Source organism: Vibrio spartinae (genome assembly GCF_024347135.1).
In the GTDB taxonomy this organism is placed as follows: domain Bacteria; phylum Pseudomonadota; class Gammaproteobacteria; order Enterobacterales; family Vibrionaceae; genus Vibrio; species Vibrio spartinae.
The window spans coordinates 1799331-1811663 of sequence record NZ_AP024907.1 but is presented as its reverse complement, the minus strand read 5'-3'; the positions used below and the strand labels follow the sequence as shown (position 1 = coordinate 1811663).

General features: G+C 40.0%; 10 protein-coding genes and 3 pseudogenes. 8 read left to right on the top strand and 5 right to left on the bottom strand.

Annotated features, from left to right (window positions below; translation table 11 throughout):
- Positions 1–11: 11 nt before the first annotated feature.
- Complete coding sequence (locus tag OCU60_RS08050) at positions 12–1298, bottom strand: FAD/NAD(P)-binding protein (RefSeq protein ID WP_074372383.1); 1287 nt, start codon at positions 1296–1298, stop codon at positions 12–14.
- A 436-nt stretch (positions 1299–1734) separates the two neighbouring features.
- Here OCU60_RS08050 and OCU60_RS08045 point away from each other — a divergent pair, with 436 nt between their 5' ends.
- Complete coding sequence (locus OCU60_RS08045) at positions 1735–2349, top strand: 3'-5' exonuclease (RefSeq protein WP_074372382.1); 615 nt, start codon at positions 1735–1737, stop codon at positions 2347–2349.
- A gap of 219 nt (positions 2350–2568) precedes the next feature.
- Here OCU60_RS08045 and OCU60_RS08040 read toward each other — a convergent pair whose 3' ends face one another.
- A complete protein-coding gene (locus OCU60_RS08040; RefSeq protein WP_074372381.1) occupies positions 2569–3627 on the bottom strand; it encodes a bifunctional transcriptional activator/DNA repair enzyme AdaA in 1059 nt (352 codons plus the stop codon).
- Positions 3628–3829: 202 nt separating this feature from the next.
- Between OCU60_RS08040 and OCU60_RS08035 the strand changes: the two genes are divergently transcribed.
- Positions 3830–4303, top strand: coding sequence for a DUF1203 domain-containing protein (locus OCU60_RS08035; protein ID WP_074372380.1), 474 nt, complete (start codon positions 3830–3832; stop codon positions 4301–4303).
- 391 nt (positions 4304–4694) lie between these two features.
- Here the strand turns inward: OCU60_RS08035 and OCU60_RS08030 are convergent, their stop codons facing one another.
- Positions 4695–4880 carry a hypothetical protein gene (locus OCU60_RS08030; protein ID WP_074372379.1) on the bottom strand — a complete coding sequence of 62 codons (186 nt, stop codon included), beginning with the start codon at positions 4878–4880 and terminating at the stop codon, positions 4695–4697.
- Between the two features lie 584 nt (positions 4881–5464).
- Between OCU60_RS08030 and OCU60_RS08025 the strand changes: the two genes are divergently transcribed.
- The gene (locus tag OCU60_RS08025; RefSeq protein WP_074372378.1) at positions 5465–6547 is read left to right on the top strand and encodes a hypothetical protein; all 1083 of its coding nucleotides are present in this window, start codon (positions 5465–5467) and stop codon (positions 6545–6547) included.
- A 131-nt stretch (positions 6548–6678) separates the two neighbouring features.
- Here OCU60_RS08025 and OCU60_RS08020 read toward each other — a convergent pair.
- A pseudogene (locus OCU60_RS08020) lies at positions 6679–7125 on the bottom strand (tyrosine-type recombinase/integrase); the annotation flags it as partial.
- 65 nt (positions 7126–7190) lie between these two features.
- On the opposite strand from OCU60_RS08020, the pseudogene OCU60_RS08015 reads away from it, so the two are divergent.
- From OCU60_RS08015 to OCU60_RS08000, 4 genes and pseudogenes are all read left to right on the top strand, one after another.
- Positions 7191–8343, top strand: a pseudogene (locus tag OCU60_RS08015) (IS3 family transposase).
- 10 nt (positions 8344–8353) lie between these two features.
- A pseudogene (locus tag OCU60_RS08010) lies at positions 8354–9123 on the top strand (IS3 family transposase); the annotation flags it as partial.
- Between the two features lie 107 nt (positions 9124–9230).
- Positions 9231–9752 carry a hypothetical protein gene (locus OCU60_RS08005; protein WP_235862192.1) on the top strand — a complete coding sequence of 174 codons (522 nt, stop codon included), beginning with the start codon at positions 9231–9233 and terminating at the stop codon, positions 9750–9752.
- Positions 9742–10437: a hypothetical protein gene (locus OCU60_RS08000; RefSeq protein WP_024701201.1), complete on the top strand. Its 696-nt coding sequence runs from the start codon at positions 9742–9744 to the stop codon at positions 10435–10437. The genes OCU60_RS08005 and OCU60_RS08000 overlap by 11 nt, the downstream gene beginning before the upstream one ends.
- Before the next feature lie 367 nt (positions 10438–10804).
- Here OCU60_RS08000 and OCU60_RS07995 read toward each other — a convergent pair whose 3' ends face one another.
- On the bottom strand, positions 10805–11254 hold the full coding sequence (locus OCU60_RS07995; RefSeq protein ID WP_074373639.1) for an anthrone oxygenase family protein: 450 nt from the start codon (positions 11252–11254) through the stop codon (positions 10805–10807).
- A gap of 97 nt (positions 11255–11351) precedes the next feature.
- Between OCU60_RS07995 and OCU60_RS07990 the strand changes: the two genes are divergently transcribed.
- Positions 11352–12323, top strand: coding sequence for an AraC family transcriptional regulator (locus OCU60_RS07990; protein ID WP_074373638.1), 972 nt, complete (start codon positions 11352–11354; stop codon positions 12321–12323).
- The last annotated feature ends 10 nt before the right edge of the window (positions 12324–12333 follow it).

Genomic DNA, 12333 nt, shown 5'->3' with positions numbered 1-12333 from the left:
TTCTCCTTTCATTAATGGTTTAAATAATCTTTTACTGCATGTTCAGCATGAACATACGTAAGAGATGAGACTTCGGTAAAAAAGTTAACTGTATTCGTTGCCGGACCAAGTAGATATAAATTTCTAGATACACATGCTTTGAAATTATTATTAACTATTTTATTCCGATCTAAACAGTCTATATTTATTCGATCTAAAAATTCATACATTGCCAAATTATCATTTGTGCAGTTAATTGTATCTATAGCACTAATTTCATCATCTGGAATGGTTTTTGATTCGATCTTTAAACGATTTGATTCAATTAATTCATGAATAATTTTCGCATTCTTAACTGGAAACATTCCTCTTCTATTTATAAATTTAGAACGTCGTTTCAACAAATATTTCTTTTGATATTCAGGTAATGCTTTAAAAAAATCCTTGTAATTTACTGTTGAACGATATAATAGAGGTTGCCAAACAGGTATTCTTTTCTGTGCAATACTTAGCTCTTCAGAAAGACTCCTATTGGGTATCAATAGATTAATAAAATCATCCAAACCGTAATTAATATCTTTCTTACATTCATTTCTGAGTATTTTTAAGAATTTAATTAAATCCGGTTTTTTAATCAGCTCCTCATTAGATTCAATAATATTGGGATAATCACTCGATGAAAAAGAACTTCTAACCGCAGGGAACAATCCACTTTTCGAGACAACATTAATAAAAATATCTGGACGTATACTGTTAGTTAAAATGATCCAATCTATAGCAGACAAACCAGAACCAACAATATTTAAAATGCCATTTTTAGGAATATTTCTGATTTTAATCGTATTTTCTTTAATCGCTGTATCTGTGCCAAAACCAACAGATACAAATATTGCACTAAAATATTTATAATCACCATTTTGAGTTACAATAGTACCTTTTTTATCAATCTCTTTTATTTCCTCCCGGAATTCAACTCTATGTCCTTTCAATCGAAATTTATTCAGAATTTTCTTTTTCACCAAGTGTAAATAAGAACCAAATATACGTCGGGGTATAAATTCAAACTCAGAAGAAATGTCGTTATGATGTTTCTTTAGCCATTGTTTAAAATCGACAATATGATCGAAAAAATTGATGCTGTCATTTCGAGTATTCATGATTAACTCATCTGGAGCAAAACGATACGCTTCACCAATACCAGTCGTATTTTTCATAAAAACTGAAATATTACATATACCATCAACCTGTTTACTAAGGTGATCTAAAATTGACAGCATTCCAACACCACCACCGACAATGGCAATATTTCTTGATTCCATAACCTATAATTACTCCCTAACGTTTGAATATAAATATTTTCGAACAAAACGTTTTTCAAGAGTAGGGTGAATGTTAACAACGCTCATTTAACCCTGTACTAAATTAGCCAACTATGTTAATAACATGTTAATGATAAATATGTAAATTAATCCGATTATTTACATTTTTATTAATAATTATTTGAACGTGATGAAAGCTCAGGAATACTTTTGTTGATAGGCACAAGATATTGCAATCATACCGCTGTGATTGTCGGGTACATTGAATGCGCCTGAGTGCCATATAAGGGCAACCAAATTCAGTTTAGGATCGGCTTAGATTATTTAGGACACTTGAATCTCAGGTATAGAAAAGCTGGACAGCGCCCTAATCGCCTTTATTTTTCTATCGCCTTCGATGATACTCTTACACATTCGTGTTTAGTTGGAAAACGTCATGCCTCAAGCCAATTCCGTTATCGTACTCGACTTTGAAACCACTGGCCTCTCTCCTAACCTTGGTGACCGCGCAATTGAAATCGGTGCGGTGAAATTAGTCGATGGTGAGGTTGTCGATAGTTTTCAACAACTAATGAATCCGGGCTTCAGAGTAAGCTCATTCATTGAAAATTATACCGGCATCACCAATACCATGTTACGAACAGCGCCAAGCTGCGATGAGGTAATGATATCTTTTAGTGAGTTCATTGCCGATGAGAACCTTATCGCTCACAACGCTTCGTTCGATAAACGATTTCTGGACGCAGAGCTTGAAAGAATCAACCGTGGTTATGCAGGAGAATTCGGTTGCTCATTACTGGTGGCAAGAAGACTGATTCAAGATGCTCCGTCATACAAACTAGGTGAACTGGTTCGCTACAAAAACATCGATAACGACGGTGTTTTTCACCGAGCATTAGCTGATGCACAAATGACAGCCAAACTTTGGCTTCACATGGTCGAAGACTTAGAGCTGTCAGGAATCGCCAATCCAAGCTTTCACTTTATGCAAACCGTTAGTAAAACAGCAAAAGGGAAAGTAAACCGACTACTGGCTAAAAGTCGTGTTTAACTCACTCTTGGATAAAGTTTTTTCACTTAATTCAATAATTTATGCATATTTAAATGACTTTTCGTATCCTAAAACATCAAAGACCACCGTTGTCAGCGGTGAACGATTTACGCGGAACTGGATAAAATCTTCCACTCTCCACCAACACTATTAGATTCATTTAATGCAGGATTTATCAGTGAGTATTCAATATTTCACTTATCCTAGTGGTCAGTTGAATTAGTGCTTTGCTCTTTCCATATCCAACAATGTTCTTTTGCGCTCTAGTCCCCAGCGGTAACCTCCTAAAGAACCGTCGTTGCGCAATACTCGATGGCAGGGGATAAGAATCCCAACTGGGTTTTTGCCACAAGCCGTTCCTACAGCGCGAACCGCCTTCGGATTATCAATATGCTCTGCAACCTCACCATAGCTCATCACGTCCCCTTCTTTGATACTTAGTAAAAACTGCCACACCTTAATTTGGAATGCCGTTCCTCTGATATCAAGAGGGACATCGGGTCTGGGAGCGCCCTGACTAATATGCTGATCTAAAGCCAATATCCAGCTATCCAGCTCTGGTGCCTCTTGTGCCGCAGAAAGTACAAGCCGAGCCTCTGGAAACTCGTCACCTAACAAAGTTAGCAAAGAATCTTTGTCATCACCAAACTGTACCGAGCATACCCCCTTATCTGTCGCAGCCATTATCATGTATCCAAGGGCTGTCTCTCGACACGCATAATGGATAATTTCACCCTTACCGCCAGCTCTGTATGCTTTTGGCGTCATGCCTATATTTCTGGTCGCTTCACCATATACCCGACTTATTGAGCCATAACCTGACGAATAAATCGCATCAGTCACACTCTCCCCCTCTTTTAACGAACGCTTAAATTTTCGCATTCGCACTGCATCCTGATAATGCTTGGGAGACACACCAAACATGTCTTTAAATGAGCGTTGTAATCGGGAAGGTGAAAATCCTGCAATATTGCCTAACTGGGTTAGTGTCATCTTGTCTTCGGCATGAGTTTCTATATGGCGAGCCACATCGATTAGCTGTTGAGTACGCTCGTCCTGTCCTGCTGGATTGCAACGCTTACAAGGACGAAAACCTGCTTGCATTGCAGATTCGATGTCTAAGAAGAATCTCAGGTTTTCTGGATTTGCCGCTTTGGTTGAACAGGAAGGCGAACAAAATACACCAGTGGTGATGACGCCATAGTAAAAATGTCCGTCAAAAGATCCATCTCTCTGCGCTACCGCATTTTTCATTGCATTGTCTGATAACTTTGGCATAGCTACGCTCACTGTGTCGCGTGATTCATCAGCATCTCATCACACCAAGTTTGATGATACCATCCGATTCTTGCTGGTTAATTCGAGGATGTTTATTAACCCTTCAATTTGAATATGGCGCAATTTTCGGATGTTTAAGAGCGGTTCACATCGTTAGCATGAGTATTCATCAAAAGCAAAATAGCTAATCAGGTATAACCTAATGAATACAAACTTTATTATAAAACCAATTGAAAAGAGCATGTTTAGTGAATACTTTAACCTCAACGATCAACAACTTGAAAAATTTAATGCAAAATGGTTGATTGCAGACTCAAAGCCTGGTTTCCCATGTCGAGTCTCTTTAAAAGAAGCTGAGATTGGCGAGAGGGTTTTACTCATCCCGCACAAATATCATGATGTAAACTCACCATATAAAGCTTCTGGACCCATTTTCATTCGGGAAGATGCTGTAGAGGCAAAATTGAACATAAATGAAATTCCCGAAATACTCACTAAACGACTACTGTCGGTAAGAGCTTATAGTGAAGATAGTATTATGATTCATGCTGAAACTACTTTGGCTTCTGGTTTGGAAAATATTATTTACCATCAGTTGACCGAGCCCAACGTTAAATACCTACAGGTTCATAATGCGAATCCTGGCTGTTTCAACTGTACTGTTTATAGAACCTAGATGTATCAAATCCGGTGTAATAGGGAACTGGACTGCGCCACCCAGACTGGAAAATCGTCCAAGCGAATTATTATGCAAATATAAAATAGAGGGTAAATGTTAAATCGTAATGGTTTTGGGGGAGGTTTTGAGCACCGCCCCTCAACCGTATGTCATGAACAAAAAGTACTGTGATTCCAGTGGCGTGATCAGCTATTGAGTAATTACGTTAAGAAGGAAAGGGGCATAGTTACCACCGTTTTAATCATCAAAATTTTCTCGCAAACAATACACCTACGATACTCAGCATGTGATTCAGTCCCGCGATCAGAGCAGGCTCTTAGAACTTGATCAAAACGAGCCGCAATTGCGGCTCGAAAATTAAATAAACCAATCAATCATCATACCAATCTTACTCATCCGGCTCTTCATGATAGCGCACGTAATGGGTGGTAATCAGGTTATTCAGATACAGCAGCACGTTGCGCAGTTCTTGACTGTTGTGCCGCTGTTCGGCTTCAAACATTTCTTCTAACTGGCGCAGGTATTCGCGGGCTTTTTGGGCGAATTGATGATCGTAAGGGATGGTTTCGTACATAGGTTGTAACCTCTTCTTGTGATGAACGATACACCACCACACAAAGGTCTCAAACTTTGAGTGGCGAACCGGACAGGTTTGAGACAGCCGCTCACAAGAAACGGTGCGCCAAAGCGCCCCTATCCAGTCCACCATAATTCAGGTGTGCTGAAGTTACATGAAAATATCAGCAGAGCTGGCATTTTACATGTCTTGTGAAGAAAATACAGGGGTCTCAATCCCGACACTGGATTTTGCCAGTGCATTCACAGGCTATCAGTTTTTCGATAGACAAAAGTATGAAAAAAGTATGAGATTTTGGGATGTTGAGCATAGGAATCAGTGAATTTGGGGACAGTCAGTTTTTAAAAAGGAATTGGACAGAATTGAGTTGGCAAACGAATTGAAATCCGTCTATTTCGGATGAGAAAATGTATTCGAAATAATTAAAATGGTGGTCAATTTTACTCAGTCACTACAGTCCTTTTCCGTTCAGCTTAATCTTTGTGTCCCTGTTATTACCAACATTGGATTTACCAGTCCAGCAAGGATTAAAATGAGTTATCCTATGTATTAAGCGTATAGTGGTGTAAATGGGTGTTTAAGTGCAAAATGAATTTAAGTATTACCTAAAAATCGCCGTAGCTGTCCTTCTAGTTATGTTAGGGGCAATTATAGGCGGAGCAATGAATGTCTTCGTTGATATAGGTGCAGCCTGGTTATCGGCTATAGCCGCTATAATTGCTGCTTTCGGAGCTATTTTTGCTGCAAACTTTACGCGAAAAACTTTAACCTTCCTAACTAAACAACATGAAGACCAACAAGCTCTTCAACGAATCCAAATGTATCAGTCTCACAAAGAAGCATTTATGAAACTTCTGGATGAGTTAGAACAAACCTATGAAAATCGATATAAATTTACAGACCGAGATCGATTCTATAGATCTATTTTCCCAGAAAATAACTTCAATAACTTTAGCACAAGTGTGGATATTAAACAGAAAGGCTCCAGTGGGGAGTTATCAGACAAAATTGCTTGTTATCAAATCCTTGTTAGAGAAATCCTTACCTATACTTCAGTCGATTTCAATAAATTAGACAATATTGTTACTTGGGTAATGAGACTCAAAAATCAGTTGCACATTGTAAAAATTAAAAAATATAAAAGTGGAGATGTAATCCTTGACGATAAAATGTTATTTTCGAATATTTTCTATATTAATAGAGAAGTTCATCACTTCAAATATATATTGGACAACCTAATAATTTTCACTGGGAACACATTTCTAGAAAAAAATAAACCCTATATTTTCCCATATAGCGACTTACTAGACTATTGCTTACTTTATAGTGGACCTCGTGGACTAAAAGTGTATTTTAATAACGAATTGCTAGTAAAGACTTTGTATGCGGTACGTGATCACGCATTTCGCTATAGAGATGAGGAAAATGCCACATCCGACCATGAAGCCATTTTCACAAAATTATCTGATTTATTTAAAGAAGATACCGAATTAGATGAAAAGTTAGGTAATACAAATTATGTATATAATTTGATAGATAGTTGTATAAAATATTTATATAACCACAAACTTGACGGACACTCATCTCTAAGTGTGCAACGCAGCAAGTTTATTAATAATTTATCAGATGCTCAAAAGGAATTAATTGCAAAGAAAGACCGATAGGGTCAATTCTTGCCTTGTTACAAACATTACTTTTGATAGGGAAAATCTCATTAACAGAATACGGTCGAATAACTACTCTGAAAGATTTTGGGGCACAGGCTTTTCAGGAGAAAAGCCTGTATCAGCAAGCCTCAGCAGTCTGTTTGCTCTGAGAGCCTCAGAGCGTCTTCCAGTTCCACTCCAAGGTAACGAATAGTGTTATCTAGCTTCGAGTGCCCCAGTAAAATCTGTACCGCTCTGATGTTTTTTGTTTTGGCATAGATCAAGGTTGCTTTAGTACGGCGCATGGAATGAGTGCCATAGTAGTCCGCATTCAATCCAAGTTTTACTGCCCAGTTCCTGATAATCGATCGATAGAATGAGTAGCTGATAGGTTGTCCTTTTCGGCGACCACTTGGAAACAAAAAACTGCTTGCCTCTAAGGATGCCGAGTAGATCCATCGGCTAATACTTTGTTGCGTTCTCGGGGTAATCCCGTAGTGGACGTCGGTGCCAGTTTTTTGCTGGATGCATTGAACCCTTTCATAGATTACTCCTTGCGAAGAAACATCATATACATGCAGCTTTAGTAAATCACTTGGGTTCTACCCATATTTTACGGACACATCTATAAAGAGGCATACTATGCCTAAAAGGAGTGTCTATGACCAAGCGAAGAAAATATTCTGCAGAATTCAAACGCGAAGCCGTTGCGCTGACTCAGCAACCGGGTGTGAGTTGTCGTCAGATAGCATTAGATATCGGCATCAATCCTAACTTATTAAACCGTTGGAAACGAGAGGCGGAGCAGTCACAAGATAAAGCATTTCAAGGCAGTGGCTCTCCTCGTGATGAAGAAATGGCGAGGCTAAAACGCGAATTAGCGAAAGTGAAAAAGGAACGAGATTTTTTGCGAGAAGCGGCAACGTTCTTCGCCAAAGAGTTACCGTAAGGTATCTTGCGATATCGCGTTGCCGCGATGTGTTTTCTATTCGCCTCATGTGCCGTTGTTTGCGCGTCTCTCCTAGTGGTTATTACGCTTGGGTGGAACGTCAGCCAAGTGCGCGTGCTCTTGCTAACGCAACGTTATTAAAACGAATGCGCGAGATCCATGATGATAGCGGTGGTATTATCGGCGCACCACGTATGCACGAAGATCTGCAAGCCGAAGGGTTGCAAGCGAGCTTAAATCGTGTCGCCAGGCTGATGTCAGCGAATGGACTTTATGGCAGGCCGCGTAAAAAAGGTCGAGGGGCAAAGCGACAGTCCGCACGTCCTGACGGTTTAAAGAATCATCTTGAGCGGGACTTTCATGCTTTGGAGCCGGAAACCAAATGGGTCACAGACATTACAGAAATTGGGACACTTGAAGGGAAGCTTTATCTGTGTGTGGTGCTTGACCTGTTTAACAAGCTCATCGTTGGCTGGTCGATGCATCATCGACAAGACCGTCATATGGTGATTCGAGCCGTCGAAATGGCGGTTTGGCAGCGACAGGAAAGACATCATGTTATCTTACATTCAGATCGTGGCACACAATTTACCAGCGGAGATTATCAGCGCTTTCTCAAGCAAAAGAACCTAACCAGCAGCATGAGTGCTGTAGGCCATTGTGCAGATAACGCGGCTTGTGAAGGGTTCTTCGGTGTGATGAAACGGGAACGAATCAATTATCGACAATACCGGACAAGAAATGAAGCCAGAGCAGATATTTTTGATTATATCGAACGGTTCCATAATCCAAGAATGCGACGTAGACTGGCGAATCAAGACAGCAAGTTTACGTCTTTACTAAACCGTCCGTGAAAACGGGGTAGAACCCGGGTGGAACGTCAGCCAAGTGCGCGTGCTCTTGCTAACGCAACGTTATTAAAACGAATGCGCGAGATCCATGATGATAGCGGTGGTATTATCGGCGCACCACGTATGCACGAAGATCTGCAAGCCGAAGGGTTGCAAGCGAGCTTAAATCGTGTCGCCAGGCTGATGTCAGCGAATGGACTTTATGGCAGGCCGCGTAAAAAAGGTCGAGGGGCAAAGCGACAGTCCGCACGTCCTGACGGTTTAAAGAATCATCTTGAGCGGGACTTTCATGCTTTGGAGCCGGAAACCAAATGGGTCACAGACATTACAGAAATTGGGACACTTGAAGGGAAGCTTTATCTGTGTGTGGTGCTTGACCTGTTTAACAAGCTCATCGTTGGCTGGTCGATGCATCATCGACAAGACCGTCATATGGTGATTCGAGCCGTCGAAATGGCGGTTTGGCAGCGACAGGAAAGACATCATGTTATCTTACATTCAGATCGTGGCACACAATTTACCAGCGGAGATTATCAGCGCTTTCTCAAGCAAAAGAACCTAACCAGCAGCATGAGTGCTGTAGGCCATTGTGCAGATAACGCGGCTTGTGAAGGGTTCTTCGGTGTGATGAAACGGGAACGAATCAATTATCGACAATACCGGACAAGAAATGAAGCCAGAGCAGATATTTTTGATTATATCGAACGGTTCCATAATCCAAGAATGCGACGTAGACTGGCGAATCAAGACAGCAAGTTTACGTCTTTACTAAACCGTCCGTGAAAACGGGGTAGAACCCAACATAGCCTTAGCTGAAGATAAACCAAGACAGCTTGTTGCTGCTAATGCTCTTGGGTTTCAGATACCACAAGGTATCATTACCAATGATGTTTTTACTGTCATGGAAAGAACGACGAATGAAAGCCTCATAGCCAAGCCATTGAGACAAGCACTTCTAAAGGGAAAGAATGAAAGTGTTATTTTTACTAGCCAGATACCATCTCTTACACCTGAGTATGAAGAGTCAATAGCCTTTGCTCCCTCTATATACCAACAAGAAATCTCTAAAAAATATGATGTTCGGGTAACTGTAGTTGGCAACAAAGTGTTTCCTGTTGCTATTTGGTCACAAACATCAGAAGCAACCAAGGTTGATTGGCGTCAAGGAGGGCGAATTGATCTGCTGCACGAACATATAGATATACCAGATGAACTCAAAATGAAATGTATCAATTTAGTCAAAGACTTAAACCTGAGATTCGGTGCTATTGATTTGGTGTGTGACTTAGATGGGGACTATTGGTTTCTTGAGATCAATCCTAATGGTCAGTGGGCTTGGATTGAGAATCAAACTAAGTTACCAATAGCTTCATCTATCGTTGATGAACTACTGAAGATTAGTGAGAACAATTATGAATCTTGACTTATTTTGGCCAACGCTTTCGCAAGATTCTCAAAGTATAAAAAGAGAACTACTTGAAAAAGATTTAGACCTAATAACTGGTTTATCAACTAATGACGCAACAGGTATTCTCTTAGATGAGTCTAGACGATTGTATGATCAGGAACAGGCAAGACGATCCACCATAGATAGTAAAGCTGGTGTATATATCGCTGTTTCAATCGCACTAATAACAATACTCCTCTCATTGGCTCCAGTAGTCATCAAACTAAAAATACCAGTGAAATTTAATCTTTTAAGTGTATTAGATTTACTCACAATTGCAGTATTCATGTTGGCATTAACTATATTGGTTAGGTGCGTCATGTGGTCTCACAAAGCACTTAAAGTTTCACCTTTCCACTTATTAAACTGGAAAGAGTTAATAACGCATAACAACACCAAAACATTACAACTGCAATTAGTGAAAAAATTGTTGAGTACTTTGCGGAAAAACTATGATTTAACCAATGACACTGTTACTTGTGTAAAGATGGCTCATGCATTATTAACTAGCGCAATGTTTTGGTTGATTGCTGGAATACTAATACAAACAATTTCATATTTTTTCTATGGATATGGATTTGGCGATGTTGGAGATGTACCAAACAAAGATTCACTTAGTCCCATTATTAATATTTTCAATATCAAATCAGAGTTAGTTTGAATTCCGAATTTGAGCTACGCCCCGATTACCGTATTTTAAAGCCTTAGACAACCGCGAGAACCGTTGTTTTTCATTAACGTAAGGGGGGGCCTTATATCAATACTATTGGTCGTTATGGCAGTTGTTATCACAGTAAACTTCAAGCTCTCTATGAGGTTGCCGTTGCTCGCTTTTGGGAGTTTTCTGTCACTGTCTTTCCGTTGGTAGACATGAACAAAAGTACGGTGATTTCAATGCCGCTGATTTGCCACTGAGTAATTACGTTAACACCGAATGGGGCAAAGGCGTGTCAGGGCATCTGTCCAAACTCAAATGAAGCTTTGGCGCTGACGAAATGACGGCTCTAATTTTTTCTATATCGTTAATATTAAAATAGAAAACCTGCGACAGCTAAAGTCGAAATATAATAGCGACGTTGATTCCAGATTACCCAATGTACAAGATAGTGTTCCCACATATTTTTGTCGCTTTCTACTGCAAGAGCTAAACGATTATTAAGTGGCACATTGAACCGAATGGTGATGAGGAAGCCTAGAATTGAAAGCAAAGTACCATAGAGCAACGGTGTTTGTGTAGTTAGTTGCCCTCCAGTCAAGCCAATGATGAGCAACAAAAGGCTACATAAAGGTGACAATACAAAAATGGTCAAAAATGTTTTGTTCAAGATGACTTTATTTATGCGATTCATCATTTTCATACCACATTGCTCTGCAAGCACTATCATGACTGTGTTATGAAAGATAAAGTAAGTCCCTGCTAATAGCGCTGTTGAAATGGCCGTTATCAAGCTAAGAGCTTGGAATGTAAGTATAAGCATTTAGTTCTTCTCGTCATCGAATAGTTTGTCTATTACAAGTCATTCAGTGATAATTTGGTTTGCAGGAAATCTCAGAAGATTTGCAGGAAGTACAATTATGGATGATAAAAAATCCCAGGCGTTGGCGAAGTTTGCTCCGGAAAAGCGCAAAGAAATCGATTCTGCTTCACCATTAAGTCAGCTTAAAATGAACAGCGTGTTCTATACGCATTCCACCATGAAGCAACCATGGGGCATCAAGATGCCAGCCATTCCATCTAGCACTATGTTTCACTTGATACTTGAGGGTGAAGCAATTGTGTCGGTGTTTGATGAGAAGGTGAAACTTGGACCTGGGGATTTCATCCTGATACCACGCGGAACTGGTCATGATATTGTTGATATAAACAATACTGTCGCTAGAGATTTATTTGAAAACGAGCTAGAGAAAGTTACGGAGCACTACGAACGACTAAAGACCAAGGAACATGGTGATATCACGACTACACTATGTGGGACTGTATTGTTTGATAACGAGATCACGACTTCGATCATCTCTTCTATGCCAGACTTTATTATTATCTCAACTCAATCAAAGGCACACGAAACGATCAAAAATATGGTGCAAGCTATACATAGGGAAACGAGATACGAGGATTATGGTTCGGAGTTAGTGGTCTCTAAATTGGCCGATATCTTGATTTTGCAGTGCATACGTTCTTGGATAAATGAGGTGTCTGACGAGAACCCAAATTGGATAGTCGCGCATACAGACAAGCGTCTTTCTCGTGCAATGAAAGTGATACACAACGACTCTTCTGCGAATATAAATATCGACTCTCTAGCACAGTTATCCGGTATGTCTCGCACAAGCTTCATCGCGTATTTCAAAAAGATGGTTGGTCAACCCCCGAAGAAATACATCTCAGATTGGCGTTTATCGCTCGCTAGAGAGAGGCTATTACATGGGAAAGCAAATGTGTTGAATATCGCTCTGGATGTAGGATACCAATCAGAAGCCGCTTTTAGCCGTGCTTATAAAGCAAAATATGGTGAGTCTCCATCAACAACAAAAAAACAATATGTATAGCGCCGCTTCG